Source organism: Phyllobacterium sp. TAF24, from assembly GCF_052113785.1.
Classification (GTDB): Bacteria; Pseudomonadota; Alphaproteobacteria; order Rhizobiales; family Rhizobiaceae; genus Phyllobacterium.
Genome location: NZ_JBFRDN010000011.1, coordinates 1 through 17,722 on the forward strand (window position 1 = coordinate 1; position 17,722 = coordinate 17,722).

Annotated in this window: 20 protein-coding genes; 15 read left to right on the forward strand and 5 right to left on the reverse strand. The window is 54.8% G+C overall.

All coding sequences use genetic code 11. The features are described 5' to 3' along the window. Window positions 1-116 precede the first annotated feature (116 nt). Window positions 117-530: a hypothetical protein gene (locus tag AB4Y96_RS11565; protein ID WP_441917463.1), complete on the reverse strand. Its 414-nt coding sequence runs from the start codon at window positions 528-530 to the stop codon at window positions 117-119. Window positions 531-726: 196 nt separating this feature from the next. On the opposite strand from AB4Y96_RS11565, the gene AB4Y96_RS11570 reads away from it, so the two are divergent. The 11 genes from AB4Y96_RS11570 to AB4Y96_RS11620 all read left to right on the forward strand — a co-directional run bounded on the left by AB4Y96_RS11570 (window position 727) and on the right by AB4Y96_RS11620 (window position 9,870). After that, on the forward strand, window positions 727-1,059 hold the full coding sequence (locus AB4Y96_RS11570) for an FtsB family cell division protein (RefSeq protein ID WP_091886052.1): 333 nt from the start codon (window positions 727-729) through the stop codon (window positions 1,057-1,059). A 128-nt stretch (window positions 1,060-1,187) separates the two neighbouring features. Next, window positions 1,188-2,219: a pyruvate dehydrogenase (acetyl-transferring) E1 component subunit alpha gene (gene pdhA / locus AB4Y96_RS11575; RefSeq protein ID WP_091886049.1), complete on the forward strand. Its 1,032-nt coding sequence runs from the start codon at window positions 1,188-1,190 to the stop codon at window positions 2,217-2,219. Window positions 2,220-2,232: 13 nt separating this feature from the next. Beyond that, entirely contained in the window at window positions 2,233-3,627 is a 1,395-nt protein-coding gene (locus tag AB4Y96_RS11580) for a pyruvate dehydrogenase complex E1 component subunit beta (RefSeq protein ID WP_441917465.1), read from the forward strand. Window positions 3,628-3,643: 16 nt separating this feature from the next. Continuing rightward, complete coding sequence (locus AB4Y96_RS11585; RefSeq protein ID WP_441917467.1) at window positions 3,644-4,999, forward strand: pyruvate dehydrogenase complex dihydrolipoamide acetyltransferase; 1,356 nt, start codon at window positions 3,644-3,646, stop codon at window positions 4,997-4,999. 8 nt (window positions 5,000-5,007) lie between these two features. Beyond that, entirely contained in the window at window positions 5,008-5,646 is a 639-nt protein-coding gene (locus AB4Y96_RS11590) for an SGNH/GDSL hydrolase family protein (RefSeq protein ID WP_441917468.1), read from the forward strand. Between the two features lie 24 nt (window positions 5,647-5,670). Further along, complete coding sequence (lpdA, locus tag AB4Y96_RS11595; RefSeq protein WP_091886035.1) at window positions 5,671-7,116, forward strand: dihydrolipoyl dehydrogenase; 1,446 nt, start codon at window positions 5,671-5,673, stop codon at window positions 7,114-7,116. A gap of 23 nt (window positions 7,117-7,139) precedes the next feature. Then, on the forward strand, window positions 7,140-7,403 hold the full coding sequence (locus tag AB4Y96_RS11600) for a hypothetical protein (protein ID WP_441917470.1): 264 nt from the start codon (window positions 7,140-7,142) through the stop codon (window positions 7,401-7,403). Window positions 7,404-7,438: 35 nt separating this feature from the next. Beyond that, window positions 7,439-7,696 carry a GlsB/YeaQ/YmgE family stress response membrane protein gene (locus AB4Y96_RS11605; RefSeq protein WP_244518522.1) on the forward strand — a complete coding sequence of 86 codons (258 nt, stop codon included), beginning with the start codon at window positions 7,439-7,441 and terminating at the stop codon, window positions 7,694-7,696. A 9-nt stretch (window positions 7,697-7,705) separates the two neighbouring features. After that, a complete protein-coding gene (gene lipA / locus AB4Y96_RS11610; protein ID WP_441917472.1) occupies window positions 7,706-8,671 on the forward strand; it encodes a lipoyl synthase in 966 nt (321 codons plus the stop codon). 4 nt (window positions 8,672-8,675) lie between these two features. Then, window positions 8,676-9,134, forward strand: coding sequence for a type II toxin-antitoxin system RatA family toxin (locus AB4Y96_RS11615; RefSeq protein ID WP_113097112.1), 459 nt, complete (start codon window positions 8,676-8,678; stop codon window positions 9,132-9,134). 307 nt (window positions 9,135-9,441) lie between these two features. Beyond that, entirely contained in the window at window positions 9,442-9,870 is a 429-nt protein-coding gene (locus AB4Y96_RS11620; protein ID WP_441917475.1) for a GNAT family N-acetyltransferase, read from the forward strand. Between the two features lie 2 nt (window positions 9,871-9,872). Here AB4Y96_RS11620 and AB4Y96_RS11625 read toward each other — a convergent pair whose 3' ends face one another. Both AB4Y96_RS11625 and AB4Y96_RS11630 read right to left on the reverse strand, forming a co-directional pair. Continuing rightward, entirely contained in the window at window positions 9,873-10,364 is a 492-nt protein-coding gene (locus AB4Y96_RS11625; protein ID WP_441917477.1) for a CinA family protein, read from the reverse strand. Further along, window positions 10,361-11,554, reverse strand: a complete 1,194-nt coding sequence (locus tag AB4Y96_RS11630) for a bifunctional 2-C-methyl-D-erythritol 4-phosphate cytidylyltransferase/2-C-methyl-D-erythritol 2,4-cyclodiphosphate synthase (protein ID WP_441917622.1) — start codon at window positions 11,552-11,554, stop codon at window positions 10,361-10,363. The genes AB4Y96_RS11625 and AB4Y96_RS11630 overlap by 4 nt, the downstream gene beginning before the upstream one ends. Before the next feature lie 192 nt (window positions 11,555-11,746). On the opposite strand from AB4Y96_RS11630, the gene dusB reads away from it, so the two are divergent. Genes dusB through ntrC form a run of 3 tightly spaced genes read left to right on the forward strand, consistent with a single transcriptional unit; the run spans window position 11,747 to window position 15,368 of the window. Next, complete coding sequence (gene dusB, locus AB4Y96_RS11635) at window positions 11,747-12,745, forward strand: tRNA dihydrouridine synthase DusB (RefSeq protein WP_441917479.1); 999 nt, start codon at window positions 11,747-11,749, stop codon at window positions 12,743-12,745. Continuing rightward, on the forward strand, window positions 12,742-13,899 hold the full coding sequence (locus tag AB4Y96_RS11640; protein ID WP_441917481.1) for a two-component system sensor histidine kinase NtrB: 1,158 nt from the start codon (window positions 12,742-12,744) through the stop codon (window positions 13,897-13,899). Before dusB ends, AB4Y96_RS11640 begins: the two co-directional genes overlap by 4 nt. Before the next feature lie 2 nt (window positions 13,900-13,901). Next, window positions 13,902-15,368, forward strand: coding sequence for a nitrogen regulation protein NR(I) (gene ntrC / locus AB4Y96_RS11645; protein WP_441917483.1), 1,467 nt, complete (start codon window positions 13,902-13,904; stop codon window positions 15,366-15,368). Between the two features lie 8 nt (window positions 15,369-15,376). Here the strand turns inward: ntrC and AB4Y96_RS11650 are convergent, their stop codons facing one another. After that, window positions 15,377-15,841: an Lrp/AsnC family transcriptional regulator gene (locus tag AB4Y96_RS11650; RefSeq protein ID WP_441917484.1), complete on the reverse strand. Its 465-nt coding sequence runs from the start codon at window positions 15,839-15,841 to the stop codon at window positions 15,377-15,379. Window positions 15,842-16,001: 160 nt separating this feature from the next. Between AB4Y96_RS11650 and AB4Y96_RS11655 the strand changes: the two genes are divergently transcribed. Then, complete coding sequence (locus AB4Y96_RS11655) at window positions 16,002-17,015, forward strand: 1-aminocyclopropane-1-carboxylate deaminase (RefSeq protein WP_441917486.1); 1,014 nt, start codon at window positions 16,002-16,004, stop codon at window positions 17,013-17,015. Window positions 17,016-17,257: 242 nt separating this feature from the next. On the opposite strand, the gene AB4Y96_RS11660 is transcribed toward AB4Y96_RS11655, so the two are convergent. After that, on the reverse strand, window positions 17,258-17,608 hold the full coding sequence (locus AB4Y96_RS11660; RefSeq protein WP_091886000.1) for a DMT family protein: 351 nt from the start codon (window positions 17,606-17,608) through the stop codon (window positions 17,258-17,260). Window positions 17,609-17,722: the final 114 nt, after the last annotated feature.

Below are 17,722 nucleotides of genomic sequence, written 5' to 3' on the forward strand. Positions count from 1 at the left end.
TGATCTCCCCCCTTGTGGGGGAGATGTCCGACAGGACAGAGGGGGGTGAATACATCCACCAACATTGCAGTTGCAGAACACACCTCTCCCATCGCCACGCCCGCTTTTGCGTCTGGCTATTGAAAGGTGGGAAAGACGGGCGATCCAAAGGGGAACGCGGGTGTCTTTATTGGTAGTGCAGTGCATGCGTTCCCCAGAGATTTTCCTGTTTCAACCAAGAAAACTCCCGGATCACCCGTCTCGATGACTGATTTTATCCTTGTGAGATAAAACCTTTCCCCTGCGGTTGGGTTCTCCCCGCAGATGAAATCACCGATCCTTTCCTGACTTCGAAAGTTTTCCGGAGCATTCCCGCCGGAAAGGACACCATCAGAATAAGCGAGGTGAGATGGTGTTGGATAAGTTGGTGTGATTTTTTTGAAAATGGATTGCTGCATTGATGTGGTTCGTGGTTCGACAAGCTCACCATGAGGGAGAGGGCGGGTTGCAACGATGATCGCCAACGTTGCAGAATTATGACTCCCGTTCATCACCTCTCTCCCTCATGGTGAGCTTGTCGAACCACGGACCACGAACCACGAACCACATTCATCCAGCCCCTCCGCAGCCTCCCATCACCTCAATCAAAACCCGAATTTAATCGCCTGTTAAGCAAAACATTGTTTTATGGCCGTGTGATTAATCAGGCCATGATGACCTGATTCCGCATTCCTTCGGGTCATTGCCATGTGGACAAAACAGAGACGGAAAACCAATCGTGGACGGCTTGTCGTGCCGATCCTTGCAACCATGTTTTTCGCCTATTTCGGTTTCCACGCCTATCACGGCGAATATGGTCTTTACTCCACGATCAAGCTGCAGGAACAGACGCAGCTGCTTCGCGCGCAATACGATGCCGTCAAGACTTCGCGCATAGAGCTTGAACGGGAGGTGCAACTTATGCATGATGGGACAATTGAGCGGGATATGCTGGATGAACAGGCCCGCAAAGCGCTGAATGTTTCGCGGCCGGATGAAGTCACAATCATGCGTGGCTCCGGCGATTTGACTATTAACTGATATCCGGTTAATTCACCTTTTATTGTGCATTTTGAACATCTTATTTGCATAGCTCTTATTCAAATCTGCATATTGTAAGTTCTGCTCCTGCTGCTATTGTCACCAGACAAAATAACAGGGAGTGAGATATGGCTACGAGGGCGAAAAAAAGCCCTGCGCGTCCCGCGCAGACCTCTGCTGTCAAAGCACCAAAACCAATCCAGTTCACAAAAGAGCAAGAGCTCGAAGCCTACCGCGAGATGCTGCTGATACGGCGTTTCGAAGAAAAAGCCGGTCAGCTTTACGGTATGGGTTTTATCGGTGGTTTCTGCCATCTCTATATCGGTCAGGAAGCTGTTGTCACCGGTATGCAGGCAGCGCTGATCGAGGGTGATCAGGTGATTACCGGTTATCGCGACCATGGCCATATGCTGGCCTGCGGCATGAGTGCCCGGGGTGTGATGGCTGAGTTGACCGGACGCCGCGGCGGCCTTTCCAAGGGCAAGGGCGGCTCCATGCATATGTTCTCGAAAGAGAAGAACTTCTACGGCGGTCACGGTATCGTCGGTGCGCAGGTCTCGCTCGGTACGGGCCTCGCTTTTGCCAATCGCTATCGCGAAAACGGCAATGTCTCTCTGGCCTATTTCGGTGATGGCGCAGCCAACCAGGGTCAGGTTTACGAAAGCTTCAATATGGCGGCGCTGTGGAAGCTGCCTGTCATCTACATCATCGAAAACAATCGCTACGCCATGGGCACCTCGGTTTCCCGCGCTTCGGCCGAAACTGATTTCTCCCGTCGCGGCATTTCTTTCAACATTCCCGGTATTCAGGTTGACGGCATGGATGTCCGTGCGGTTCAGGCCGCTGGCGAGGAAGCCACGGCATGGGCGCGCTCCGGCAAGGGCCCGATGATCCTGGAAATGCAGACTTACCGGTATCGCGGTCACTCCATGTCTGATCCGGCGAAATACCGTTCCAAGGATGAAGTGCAGAAAATGCGCTCCGAACACGATCCCATTGAGCAGGTGAAGAACCGGTTGATCGAAAAAGGTTGGTCCACCGAGGACGACCTGAAGAACATCGACAAGGATGTGCGCGATATCGTTGCTGATGCAGCGGATTTCGCCCAGTCCGATCCGGAGCCGGATGCATCCGAGCTCTACACCGACATTCTGCTCTAAGGGAGGCGCGATCATGCCTGTAGATATTCTGATGCCAGCGCTCTCGCCGACCATGGAAGAGGGCAAACTGTCGAAATGGCTTGTTAAGGAAGGTGACAAGGTCACTTCCGGCGACGTTCTCGCAGAAATCGAAACCGACAAGGCGACGATGGAAGTGGAAGCTGTCGATGAAGGCACAATCGGCAAAATTCTCGTTGCCGAAGGCACCGACAATGTGAAGGTCAACACGGTCATTGCCGTTCTGCTTGGCGAAGGCGAAAGCGCCGATGCTGCCAGCGCGCCAAAGGCTGCTGCTGCCGAAGCGCCTGCCAAGACGGAAGAAGCACCAAAGCAGGAAGCCGCAGCTGAAAAGCCTGCTGCAACCGTTCCGGCTGCACCAAAGACTGAAGTTGCCGCTGATCCGGATATTCCGGCAGGCACCGAAATGGTGTCGACCACCGTGCGCGAAGCACTGCGCGACGCCATGGCGGAAGAAATGCGCCGTGATCCCAACGTCTTTGTTATGGGTGAAGAAGTCGCCGAATATCAGGGCGCCTACAAGATCACGCAAGGCTTGCTCGACGAATTTGGTCCAAAGCGCGTTGTCGATACGCCGATCACTGAACATGGCTTTGCCGGTGTGGGTGTGGGTGCTGCGATGACCGGCCTGCGTCCGATTGTTGAGTTCATGACTTTCAACTTTGCCATGCAGGCAATCGACCAGATCATCAATTCGGCAGCCAAGACACTTTATATGTCGGGCGGCCAGATGGGTGCACCGATGGTGTTCCGTGGTCCAAGTGGTGCGGCTGCCCGCGTTGGTGCTCAGCACTCCCAGTGCTATGCCGCATGGTACAGCCAGATTCCGGGCCTGAAAGTCGTCATGCCCTATACCGCTGCCGATGCGAAAGGTCTGCTCAAGGCCGCGATCCGTGATCCGAACCCGGTTATCTTCCTCGAAAACGAAATCCTCTACGGTCATTCCTTTGATGTGCCGAAGCTTGATGATTTCGTCCTGCCGATTGGCAAGGCCCGCATCCACAAGAAGGGCACGGATGTTACGCTCGTCTCCTTCGGCATTGGCATGAACTATACGGTCAAAGCCGCCGAAGAGCTGACAAAGCTTGGCATTGATGCGGAGATCATCGATCTGCGCACGATCCGCCCGATGGATATTCCAACCGTGGTGGAATCGGTCAAGAAAACCGGCCGCTGCGTGACCATCGAGGAAGGCTATCCGCAGTCTTCGGTCGGTACGGAAATTGCCACCCGCGTCATGCAGCAGGCATTCGATTATCTCGATGCGCCAATCCTGACGATTGCCGGTAAGGACGTTCCGATGCCCTATGCCGCCAATCTGGAAAAGCTGGCATTGCCGAACATTGCTGAAATCGTCGAGGCCGTCAAAGCTGTGACATACACAGCGTAAAGGGGAGGAAATCGATATGCCGATCAATATCACCATGCCGGCGCTTTCTCCCACGATGGAAGAGGGCAATCTCGCCAAATGGCTTGTCAAGGAAGGCGATAAGGTTGGTCCCGGCGATGTGATTGCCGAGATCGAAACCGACAAGGCAACAATGGAAGTCGAAGCTGTTGATGAAGGCACGGTCGCCAAGATCGTGGTTCCTGCTGGTACTGAAGGCGTCAAGGTCAATGCGCTGATCGCCATTCTGGCGGGCGAGGGCGAAGATATTGCTGCTGCTGCCAAGGGTGGCGGTGACGCTGCTCCCGCCAAGGCAGAGGCTGCACCTGCTCCAGCGACAGCCGAAGCGTCCAAGGAAGAGAAAAAGCCCGAAGCCGCTCCAGCACCTGCGGCAGCCCCGGCTGCTGCTGCCGCTCCAGCAAAGTCTGGCGACCGCAGTTTCTCGTCACCGCTGGCACGCCGCATAGCCAAGGATGCCGGGATTGATCTGGCTGCCGTTACGGGTTCCGGCCCGCATGGCCGCGTGATCAAGAAGGACGTTGAAGCAGCAATCTCTGGCGGTGGCGCCAAGGCAGCCGCGCCTGCCGCCGCAGCATCCGCTGCACCAGCAGCAGCGCCGAAGCCTATGTCTGACGACACGGTGCTAAAACTGTTCGAGGCAGGTTCCTACGAATTGGTGCCGCATGACGGCATGCGCAAGACGATTGCCAAGCGCCTGCTCGAAGCAAAATCAACCGTTCCGCATTTCTACCTGACAGTTGATTGTGAACTCGATGCGCTTCTGGCGCTGCGTGCGCAGATCAATGCGGCATCGCCAATGCGCAAGACCGAAAAAGGCGATGTTCCTGCCTATAAGCTGTCGGTCAATGACATGATCATCAAGGCGATGGCTCTGGCCCTGCGCGACGTGCCGGATGCAAACGTATCCTGGACGGAAGCCAATATGGTCAAGCACAAGCATTCCGATGTGGGTGTTGCCGTTTCGATCCCCGGCGGACTGATCACACCGATCATCCGCAAGGCCGAAGAAAAGACCCTGTCCACCATCTCTAACGAGATGAAGGATCTGGCCAAGCGAGCGCGCGATCGCAAGCTGAAGCCTGAGGAATATCAGGGCGGTACAACGGCTGTTTCCAACCTCGGTATGTTTGGCGTCAAGGATTTTGCCGCCATCATCAACCCGCCACATGCCACCATTCTGGCAATCGGTGCGGGTGAGGAGCGGGCCGTCGTCAAGAAGGGTGAGATCAAGGTTGCCACGGTCATGTCCGTGACGCTGTCGACCGATCACCGCGCTGTTGATGGAGCCTTGGGTGCCGAGCTTGCGCAGGCCTTCAAGCGCCACATCGAAAACCCGATGGGCATGCTGGTCTGAGGCCGCCAATGAAAACGGTTCTCTGCTATGGCGATTCTCTGACCTGGGGGTATATCCCTGACGGGTCAGGGCGTCATGCACTGGAGGACCGCTGGCCACAGGTATTGCAGGCGGAGCTTGGCAGCAGCGTGAATGTTGTTGCCGATGGTCTGAATGGGCGGACAACCGCCTTCGATGATCATCTTTCAGGATTTGAGCGCAATGCTGCCAAGACGCTGACCACGGCGCTTGGCACGCATTTCCCGCTTGATCTGGTCATCATAATGCTCGGCACCAACGACATGAAGACATTTATTTGCGGCAATGCATTGGGTACCAAACGCGGTATGCAGCGGCTGATCGAGATTGTACGCACTGCGCCTTACCAGCTTGGTGTGAGAGCACCCGATATCCTGATCATGTCGCCACCAGCACTTGGTGAGGCAGGCGGGCCGGAATTCAGGCTGGTGTTCGAGCAGGGTATCGAGCAGTCGCGCCTGCTCTCAGCCTATTATGACGATGCCGCCAAAGAGGCCGCTTGCGGCTTTTTCGATGCGGGATCGGTGGCAAAAACATCGCCTGTCGATGGCGTGCATCTGGATAGAGACAATACACGGGCAATCGGCAAAGCCATTGCACCAATCGTTCGAGGCATACTCGATATTTAGTTCAGTCTTAGGAGGACCCGAGTCTTGGCCAATAATTACGACGTGATCATCATTGGTTCCGGTCCGGGCGGCTATATCGCTGCCATCCGTTCCGCGCAGCTGGGATTGAAAACCGCCATTGTGGAGCGCGAGCATCTTGCCGGTATCTGCTCCAACTGGGGCTGTATACCGACAAAGGCGCTGCTTCGCTCGGCCGAAATCTTTCACTATGCCGAACATGCCAAGAATTACGGCCTGAAGATTGAAGGCAGCGTAACCGCTGACCTCAAGGCAATCGTTGCGCGCTCGCGCGGCATTGCCGAGCGGATGAATGGCGGCGTCGGCTTCCTGATGAAGAAGAACAAGGTGGATGTCATCTGGGGCGAAGCCAAGCTGACCAAGCCGGGTGAAATCATCGTTTCCAAGACCACCAAGAAGCCGATGGAGCCGCAGGCACCGTTGCCCAAGAACGCCTTGGGTGAGGGCACCTACACGGCAAAACACATCATCATTGCAACCGGCGCCCGTCCGCGCGCGCTGCCGGGTATCGAGCCGGATGGCAAGCTGATCTGGACCTATTTCGAGGCGATGAAGCCGGAAGAAATGCCAAAGTCGCTGCTGGTCATGGGCTCAGGCGCCATCGGTATCGAATTCGCCTCGTTCTATCGCACCATGGGTGTTGATGTGACGGTGGTCGAAGTGATGTCGCAGGTCATGCCTGTCGAAGATACGGAGATTTCCAACTTCGCCCGCAAGCAGTTCGAAAAGCAGGGCATGAAGATCATCCTTGATGCCAAGGTCACCAAGGTTGAAAAGTCGGCCAACTCGATCACCGCCCATGTGGAAAAGAAGGATGGCAAGGTCGAAAAGATCACCGCTGACCGTATGGTTTCGGCTGTCGGCGTTCAGGGCAATATTGAAAATATTGGCCTTGAAGCGCTTGGGATCAAGACGGATCGCGGCTGTATTGTCATCGATCCTTATGGCAAGACCAATGTTCCCGGCGTTTATGCCATTGGCGACGTGGCTGGTCCGCCCATGCTGGCGCACAAGGCCGAGCATGAAGCTGTCATCTGCGTGGAAAAAATCGCCGGATTGCCGAATGTCCATCCGATGGACAAGGCAAAAATTCCGGGCTGTACCTATTGCAACCCGCAGGTCGCTTCCGTTGGTCTGACCGAAGCCAAGGCGAAAGCCGAAGGCTACGATATCCGCGTTGGCCGCTTCCCCTTCGTTGCCAATGGCAAGGCGATTGCGCTTGGTGAAGATCAGGGCATGGTGAAAACGGTTTTCGACAAGAAAACCGGCCAACTCCTTGGCGCGCATCTGGTCGGTGCGGAAGTCACTGAACTCATTCAGGGTTTTGTTGTCGCGATGAACCTTGAAACCACCGAAGAAGAACTGATGCATACGATCTTCCCGCATCCGACCCTGTCGGAAACGATGAAGGAAAGCGTGCTGGATGCCTATGGACGCGTGTTAAACGCCTGAGTTTCGAAAGGATTACCGGCCCGTTGGTCACCATCAAGGATAGTAAACCCTGGATTCGCCTGTCATGGGCAATCCTCAAATGGTCGACACTGATCGGCTTTGGGCTGGGGTTTGTCGCATCCGCCTTGAGTCTGCTTTCCGGCAACACCATATCCATCAATGGCACCGCCATTGGCGGTTGGGCCGGTGTCTGGACAGTGACTTTGGCCTGCGGGTTGGGCGGTTTTCTTTTCGGTGTTATATGGGCTCTGGTGTTTCGTGCCATTGCAATTGCGTCAGGACGATAGAGCGAGMAGAGATGACAGATCAACCAGTCAGTATCATGAGCATGCCAGGGGTCGGTTTCTTCGGAATGCTGCTCATCGGTTTCATCGCAGGATATATCGCTGAGAAAGCGATGAACCGAAATCACGGCTTGTTCACCAATATTCTTGTTGGTATTGCCGGGTCTTTCGTCGGTGGCACACTTGCCGGATTGTTGAATTTCAACTTTTACGGCTTTTTTGGAAATCTGATCGTTGCGACTGCTGGTGCAATTATCATTCTGTGGATTTTTGGCAAAGCCAGATCCTCAAACTAGGACATTGTGATGGTAACGGTTCTCGATACGATCGATCAAAAACGGCGCCTGCGGCATCCTGAAAAGGCGCATCGACCGGATACGGAGCTTCTAAAGAAGCCGGATTGGATTCGCGTCAAGGCGCCTGTTTCCAAGGGCTATTCGGAAACGCGCGACATCGTCCGTTCGCACAATCTCGTGACGGTTTGCGAAGAGGCTGGCTGCCCCAATATTGGTGAATGCTGGGACAAGAAGCACGCGACCTTCATGATCATGGGCGAGATTTGCACACGCGCCTGCGCGTTCTGCAATGTTGCAACAGGCTTGCCGACGGCGCTTGATCCGAACGAGCCTGAAAATGTCGGCAAGGCCGTCAAGAAGATGGGTCTGACCCACGTTGTTATCACTTCCGTTGATCGTGATGATCTGCCCGATGGTGGTGCCCAGCATTTTGCCGACGTCATCAACGCAATCCGCGAGATTTCACCCGGCACCACGGTTGAAATCCTGACACCGGATTTCCTGCGCAAGGATGGCGCTCTGGAGATCGTTGTTGCTGCGCGTCCTGATGTGTTCAACCACAATCTCGAAACCGTGCCGTCCAATTATCTCAAAGTGCGTCCGGGTGCCCGTTACTTCCATTCCATCCGCCTGTTGCAGCGGGTGAAGGAACTTGATCCGACAATTTTCACCAAATCCGGCATCATGGTCGGTCTTGGCGAAGAGCGGAACGAAGTTCTGCAACTTATGGATGATCTGCGCTCCGCCAATGTGGATTTCATGACCATCGGCCAGTATCTGCAGCCAACGCGCAAGCATCACCCGGTTCTCAACTATGTCACGCCGGATGAATTCAAATCCTACGCGACGATTGCCAAGACCAAGGGTTTCCTTGTGGTTGCATCGAGCCCGCTGACCCGTTCATCGCACCATGCGGGTGACGATTTTGCCAAGCTGAAGGCTGCACGCGAGGCGCTGCACGCCAACAGAAGCTAACTGAATGCCGAAATTCGATACGACACGCCCTGTGGTGCATCGGGCCGAGCAGATGTTTGATCTGGTCGCCGATGTGGAAAGCTATCCACAATTTCTGCCCATGTGCGAGAGCCTGAAAGTGCGCTCGCGCAAGGAGCGGGATGGCAAGACCCTGCTGATTGCCGATATGACTGTTGGCTACAAACTTATCCGCGAGACATTTACCAGCCAGGTTCTGCTCAAGCCGGACGAGAAGGTCATCGAGACCAAATATATCGATGGCCCCTTCCGTTATCTCGACAATAAATGGCAGTTCGTGCCATTGGCCAATCCTGAGCATTCCGAGGTAAAATTCTATATCGATTATGAATTCAAAAGCCGCACACTCGGTTTTTTGATGGGATCGATGTTCGATATTGCCTTTAGGAAATTCACCGAAGCCTTTGAAAAACGCGCTGACCAGATTTATGGGCGGGGGCCTTAGAGCCCATATTTGATTGATTTCTCCGGCTAAATATATGCTGCTGATTGCCTATTCTCATGGGGGCAACGTTGTTATCTGCAAAAGTTGCAAACCAATCGCGCGTGGTTCGACAAGCTCACCATGAGGGAGAGGGGTGGGTTGCAAAGATGGTGACCAATGTAGCAAATCTTGGCTCCCTTTCATCATCACTCTCCCTCATGGTGAGCTTGTCGAACCACGAACCTGCAATATTTTTGGCACATCAAGCGATTGATCGCGTCTGGCCGATTCAGCTAAAGCAAGAGCGCAATCAGCATGGGAGACAATGATGCGCCGCAGTGAGTCCGATTTTACAGTTCATATGGAAACGCCATCCATTGACGATTACTGCCGGTTGCGTGCGATCTCGGGCCTGAGCCTAAAGAGCAGGGAGGCGGCTGCCATTGGTTTGCCGAATACGATTTGCGGGGTAACGATTAAACTGGATGGCAAGGCTGTCGGCATGGGCCGTATCGTCGGGGATCGTGGCTGTTTTTATCAGGTGGTGGATATTGCCGTTGACCCTGATCATCAGGCACGCGGGCTTGGCAAAAAGATCATGACAGCGTTAAAGGCATATCTGGATGCGGAAGCGCAGGAGGGGGCTTATGTCAGTCTCGTCGCTGACGGTCCGGCAAAATATCTCTATGCAAAATTCGGCTTTGAGCCTGTGACACCGGAAGCAATCGGTATGGCTTACCGGGTAACGCGCAGCTGATTTCAGATAAGTGTTTTGAGCACCAGATCGAGCGCCGTATTAACTGCGGCGTGACGGATGCTTGCGCGGCCATGATCCGGGAAAATATGGCGCACCGCCTGTGGTGCCTGTCCTTTGAGGACGACGCCAAACCAGACAAGCCCAACCGGTTTTGCGGCGGAACCGCCGCCGGGACCGGCAACACCTGTGACCGACACGGCAATTCCCGCGCGGGAATGCTTCAACGCACCCGCCGCCATGGCAAGCGCCACTTCCTCCGATACGGCGCCATGTGTGTCTATGAGTTTCGAGGAGACACCAAGCATGTCGTGCTTGGCTTCATTGGAGTACGTGACGAAGCCGCGATCCACCACGTCGGACGAACCAGATATATCGGTAAGGGAGGCCGCAATCAGGCCGCCTGTGCAGGATTCCGCTGTCGCCAGCAAAACGCCTTTGGCGCGGCAGGCTTCCAGAACCGCGATGGCCTTTACCTCCGCAATCAGCCCGCTCATTCCGGCAAACCACCGGGATAGATCACCGACGCAGTGGCGATGGCGGCAATGCCTTCCTTGCGGCCGATAAAGCCCAGTTTCTCGTTTGTTGTCGCCTTGACCGAAACGCGGTCGGGCGTAATTCCAAGCATTTTTGACAGAGCTGCGGTCATTGCCGCGCGATGAGGACCAACTTTCGGTTCTTCGCAGATCAGGGTGATATCCGCATTTGCGATCCGTCCGCCCGCTGCTTTGACGATCTTTACCGCATGTTCGACAAAAATATGCGAGGCAGCGCCTTTCCATTGTGGATCGGATGGCGGGAAATGCGTGCCGATATCGCCAGCGCCGCGTGTGGCCAGCAGGGCATCGGTCAAGGCGTGCAATGCCACATCCGCATCGGAATGGCCGTTGAGCTTGTGGTCATGCTCGATGAACACACCGGCAAGCGTCACACCATTGCCGGGTTCGAAGGAGTGGACATCGTAGCCATTGCCGGTGCGCACATCCGGAAAGGCGGCATGTCTCTCGGACAGGCGGTCATCAGCCATATCAATATCCTTTGCCCAGGTGAGTTTCGTGTTGTCAGCCGAGCCCTCGACAATGCGCACCGGCAGACCCTGCCATTCGGCAATGGCGGAATCATCGGTGAAATCAGAGCGGCCAATGGCGAATGCTGCATCATGCGCCGCCATGATCGGCTCATAGGGGAAAGCCTGCGGCGTTTGGGCGGCATAAAGCCCGGCACGCGGAACCGTGGCGCTGACCATGGCATCATGGCCCGCTGCCTTCAGCGTATCGGAAACGGCAAGTACCGGCAGAACACCGATATGCGGCGTCAGATTGAAGATCACCCGTTCAAGCAGATCAGCGGAGATGAAAGGGCGCACGCCATCATGGATAAGCACATGATCCGGAGCATTGTCTTTGAGGGCAAGCAGTCCAAGCCGCGTTGATTCCTGCCGTGTCGGCCCGCCCGTGACTTTCGTCACCTGCAGGGCATAATCACCAGCTGCCTGCGCAAAAAGCGTTTCGTCTTCCTTATGGATGACCACAACGACATGATCGATGAACGGACAGCCGAGAAAAGCACGCAGCGTATGCGCCAGAACCGCTTCACCGCCGATCTTGCGATATTGCTTTGGTCCTTCAACGCTTTGGCCCGCGCGTTCTCCGCGACCAGCCGCCACAATGACGGCTGCTACCCGCATCTGTCTGTCGTCTGTACCTGCCGCCACACTTCTCTCCGTAACTTCCAACTGCGTTACCTGTTGCCGAAGCGAAAGACCAGAGGTTTAAACGAAAACTAGTCACTTCCAGGTGCTCTTTGCCTTGCCTAACCAGGTGTTCCTGTCTAAAGGATAGGCGATTGGAAAATTGCATACGAAACAGGCAATAGTGACGTGACTGATCTGCATCAACCACTCAACATAGGCGGCGTTGTCCTGCGTAACCGGGTGTTCCTTGCGCCAATGTCCGGGGTTTCCGACCTGCCATTCCGCCAGCTGGCGTGGAGGGCAGGAGCGGGCATGGTCGTGTCTGAAATGGTTGCAAGCGCGGAACTTTGTACGCGTGAGCGCGGTAATCTGCTGCGGCTGCGCGGTGATGGTCTTGGCACACATGTGGTACAGATCGCCGGGCGTGAGATAAAGTGGATGGCGGAAGCCGCGCGCATTGCCGAAGGTGAGGGCGCGCATATTATCGATATCAATATGGGCTGCCCGGCTAAGAAAGTGACGGGCGGTTTTTCCGGCTCGGCGCTGATGCGCGATCTCGATCACGCTTTGACGCTTATCGAAGCGACTATCGGTGCAGTCAAGGTTCCTGTGACGCTGAAAATGCGGTTGGGCTGGGACGATGACACCATCAATGCGCCGGAACTTGCTAGCCGCGCCGAACAGGCCGGTATCCAGATGGTGACGGTGCATGGGCGCACACGCTGCCAATTCTATGAGGGCAAAGCCGATTGGCGCGCAATCCGCGCCGTGAAAGATGCGGTCTCGATACCGCTTGTTGCCAATGGCGATGTGCTGAACCGTGATGACGCAACCGGTATTCTTGAAGCTTCCGGTGCTGATGCCGTCATGGTCGGACGGGGTTCCTATGGGCAGCCATGGCTTCCCGGACTGATCGTGCATGGCAGTAAGAGCAGCCAAAACACTGATATGATTGCGGATTACGCTGTCGCCCATTACGAGGCGATGCTGGCCCATTATGGCGAGCAGACAGGCATTCGCCATTCCCGCAAACATCTTGGCTGGTATCTGGAAAAGCACGGTGTTGATATCAGCGCCGCTGAACGCGCCGGGATTATGACCGAGACAAACCCGCGTCTGGTTGCTGGACGCCTGCATGCCGCGCTCTCGCGGTCTGACGAACACGACATGAAGAAGGTTGCATGATGACGTCGGCAGACAATGTTACGATGGACGACAAGTTGGCAGGCACTGTTCTCAATGCCATCCGCCATCCGGTGATCATGCTCGATGAGACGGGGCATATTTCCTATGCCAATGCCGATGCGGAAGCCTTTTTCCGCTCCAGCGCCAGCATATTGAGCCGCAATACGCTTGAAATGCTGTTGCCATTCGGCAGCCCGTTGCTGGCTCTCGTCAAACAGGTGCGCGAAAGCCCGTCGCCGATCAATGAATATCGTGTCGATGTCTCTTCGCCGCGTCTTGGACAGGACCGGATCGTTGATCTCTATGTAACGCCCGTCAGCGAAGCACCGGGATCAATCGTTATCCTGTTCAAGGAACGATCCATGGCCGAGAAGCTCGACCGCCAGATGACCCATCGGGGTGCGGCACGCTCGGTGACGGGCCTCGCGTCAATGCTGRCACACGAGATCAAAAACCCGCTCTCAGGAATTCGCGGTGCGGCGCAGCTATTGGAAACCGGGCTCAATGATGATGACCGTGCGCTGACACGGCTGATCACCGATGAGACTGACCGGATCGTCTCGCTTGTCGACCGCATGGAAGTCTTTTCCGACGAGCGACCAATCGAGCGTGAAGCCGTTAATATTCACGTCGTGCTTGATCATGTGAAAGCCATTGCCAAGAACGGCTTTGCCAGCCACATCAAATTCCACGAGGATTATGACCCGTCACTGCCCTATGTCTTCGCCAATCGCGACCAGTTGGTGCAGGTCTTTTTGAATCTGGTGAAGAACGCCGCCGAATCCATCGGGACAAACGAACCGGGCGAAATTACCCTGTCGACGGCCTTCCGGCCCGGTATTCGCCTGTCTATTCCGGGCATTCGCAACCGCGTGTCACTGCCATTGGAATTCTGCGTGCAGGATACTGGAGCAGGTGTTTCGCCTGATATCATGCCGCATCTCTTTGATCCGTTTATCACAACCAAGCCCAATGGTTCGGGTCTCGGCCTTGCGCTTGTTGCCAAGATTGTGGGCGATCATGGCGGCGTGATCGAGTGTGATTCCGTACCGCGCAAAACCACGTTCCGCATTCTGATGCCCGCATGGCAAAGCGATCCTTCGGTCGAGGATCATGCGGATGAAATGATTATTACGAAAAAGGCAGGGTTCTGATCATGAGCTTGGGAAGCATTCTCGTCGCGGATGACGACGCAGCAATCAGAACAGTCCTCAATCAGGCACTTTCGCGTGCCGGTTATGATGTGCGCATCACATCCAATGCCGCCACCCTGTGGCGCTGGATTTCTGCTGGCGATGGTGATCTTGTTATCACCGACGTGGTAATGCCGGATGAAAACGCCTTCGACCTGTTGCCACGCATCAAGAAGTCGCGTCCAGATTTGCCCGTCATCGTCATGAGTGCGCAGAACACTTTTATGACCGCAATCCGCGCTTCGGAGGCGGGTGCCTATGAATATCTGCCAAAGCCCTTCGATCTGACCGAACTGGTCAGCATTGTTGGCCGCGCTTTGAAGGAACCGAAGAAAAAGCCGGAAAAGTGGGCCAATGAAGAACAGCCCGACACGATGCCTCTGGTTGGCCGTTCGCCAGCCATGCAGGACATTTACCGTGTTCTCGCCCGCATGATGCAGACCGACCTCACAGTGATGATTTCAGGTGAGTCCGGCACAGGTAAGGAACTCGTAGCGAGTGCGCTGCATGAGTATGGCCGCCGTCGTAAAGGTCCGTTCGTTGCCATCAATATGGCGGCTATTCCGCGCGATCTGATTGAATCCGAGCTTTTCGGCCATGAGCGCGGTGCCTTCACCGGCGCGCAGAACCGCTCAAGCGGCCGGTTTGAACAGGCCGATGGCGGCACGCTGTTCCTCGATGAAATCGGCGATATGCCGATGGAAGCGCAGACGCGGCTGCTGCGGGTGCTGCAACAGGGCGAATATATGACGGTTGGCGGTCGCACGCCGATCAAAACAGATGTGCGTATCGTGGCCGCGACCAACAAGGATCTGCGCACGCTGATCAATCAGGGCATGTTCCGCGAAGATCTCTATTATCGCCTGAATGTCGTGCCGCTGCGCCTGCCTCCGCTGCGCGAGCGCGGCGAGGATATTCCCGATCTGGTCCGGCATTTCTTCAAGATGGCGGCAAAAGACGGTCTGCCGGAAAAACGCATCACTGCCGATGGTCTCGATCTGATGCGCCGCTATCCTTGGGCGGGCAATGTGCGCGAACTGGAAAATCTGGTGCGTCGTCTGGCTGCGCTTTATCCGCAGGAAGAAATCAATGCGGATGTGATCGAAGCGGAGCTGAAAGCCGATCTTCGCCCGACCGAACCTTCCTCCAATTCAATGTCCAACGAGGATATAACCATTGCCCAGGCGGTGGAACTGAACATGCAGCGCTACTTCCTCTCCTACGGCGATGATCTTCCGCCGGTCGGGCTTTATCAGCGTGTGCTTGAGGAAGTGGAATATCCGCTCATCCTGTCATGCCTGACAGCCACCCATGGCAACCAGATCAAGGCAGCGGAACTGCTAGGGCTCAACCGCAACACGCTGCGCAAGAAAATCCGCGAGCTTGGCGTGAACATCTACAAGAACACCAAGAGCGATCTGGGGCGGTAACGCCGCGTTTAGAAATCTAGCGGCGCGTTGTCGATTACTTCTTTCATCACGAAAAAAGTCCGCGTCTGGCGAACACCGGGCAGGGCGATGAGCTGGCTGCCGTGAATGCGGTTGAAGTCGGCCATGTCCTTGACGCGGATTTTGAGGAAATAGTCGAAATCGCCAGCGACAAGATTGCAGTCGAGAACAAAACTCAGTTTTGTCACCGCTTGCTCGAATTGGGCAAAACTCTCAGGGGTTGAGCGGTCCAGCACCACGCCGACCATGACAAGCGCACCACGGTCGACTTTTTGCGGCTGCACCATCGCCCGCACGGTCTTGATATACCCGTCTTCAAACAATCGCTGTGTCCGCCTGTGGCAGGTGGCGGGACTGACATCGGTAAGCGTTGCCAGTTCCGCATTGGTCAACCGCCCATTCTTTTGCAGGTGCCGCAACATCTTCATATCGATACGATCGAGATCACCAGTCATGAAAGAATCTTCCATTGTTCAACCAAGATACAAGAGATTATCGTATCAAGCGAAATTTTGAAGATCAGTTTCGGAAATTTTAAGCTTAACTATGAGAGCACCTTTCTCTTGATGGGTGGTAGCGTTTTGCCAGCAACAATGTTCCATCAAGGGGAAAACTATGCTGGAAAAATTCGAACGCTATCCACTGACATTCGGACCGACGCCTATCGAGAAACTAAGCCGACTGTCGCAACATCTCGGCGGCAAGGTGGAGCTTTACGCCAAGCGCGACGATTGCAATTCCGGGCTGGCATTTGGCGGCAACAAGCTGCGCAAGCTTGAATATATCGTGCCGGACGCGATTGCTTCGGGTGCCGATACACTTGTTTCCATTGGCGGCGTGCAGTCAAACCACACCCGCATGGTTGCGGCGACGGCTGCAAAGATCGGTTTCAAATGCCGTCTCGTACAAGAAAGCTGGGTCCCGCATGAGGATGCTGTTTATGATCGCGTGGGAAACATCCTCTTGAGCCGCATCATGGGCGCTGATGTGGAAATGGTGGATGAAGGCTTTGATATCGGTATTCGCGAAAGCTGGGAAAATGCCATCGAAGATGTAAAAGCCAAAGGCGGCAGGCCCTATGCCATTCCAGCCGGCGCTTCGGTGCACAAATATGGTGGACTTGGTTATGTCGGCTTTGCTGAGGAGGTGCGGGCACAGGAAGCGCAACTTGGTTTCAAGTTTGACTATATCATTGTCTGCACGGTAACGGGATCAACCCATGCGGGCATGCTGGTTGGTTTCGCCAAGGATGGGCGTGAACGCAATGTCATCGGTATTGATGCCTCGGCAACACCTGCACAGACCAAAGCGCAGGTGCTGGAGATCGCACAGCGCACGGCAGAGCTGGTCGAGCTGGGTAAGGATCTGACCGAAGCAGACGTAATCCTGAACGAGGATTATGCCTATCCGATCTACGGCGTACCGTCCGAGGAAACCAAGGCGGCCATACGACTTTGTGCGCGCCTCGAAGGTATGATCACCGATCCTGTCTATGAGGGAAAATCCATGCAGGCCATGATTGATCTGGTCAATAAAGGCTTCTTCCCTGAAGGGTCAAAGGTGCTTTACGCCCATCTCGGCGGTGCCCCGGCGCTCAATGGCTATGCCTATACATTCCGTAATGGTTAGCTAATTGCGGCAAAGTCGTTGTGTGGCTGGGAGGCGAAAGAAACATGTCTCCCAGCTGTATTATTAATTTAATCGACTAACTAGTTTTCCGAGGCTTCTCTTGATCAGGCTGTCAAGTAGAATCCATAGATTCTGTAGGATACCAACATAATTCTCATATTGCGTTTTTTAAGATAATAATGCAATAGGCCAAAGCATTGGGAAGCTTTGTTACTATGGGAAGCTTTGCTATTATCTGAATTTCACAGTGGTCCTTTGAACACGAAAAATGCACCGGCGCAGATCATGGCAAAACCTACGAGATGATTGATAGTGATTTTCTCGCCCAGATACATCACCGAGAAACCGGCGAAAACCAGAAGGGTAATTACCTCCTGAATCGTCTTCAACTGGGCTGCGGAATAGATTTCGTGGCCATAACGGTTTGCTGGCACAGCAAGGCAATACTCGGCAAAGGCAATCATCCAGCTGACAAGGATAACCAGAAAAAGAGGCCGGTTTTCAAACTTGAGATGCCCGTACCAGGCAAATGTCATGAAAACATTGGAGCCAAGCAACAGGAGAATGGGGCGAATATAATCAAAGGATGGCATGAGGTGTCCTTGGCTGTGGCGAGGTGTAGCGAAAGGCAGTAACGTTCAATCAATCAGAACGATCCGGACATATGGCTTTTGCGCGCACCATAGGAAATGTGACGTATTGCCCAT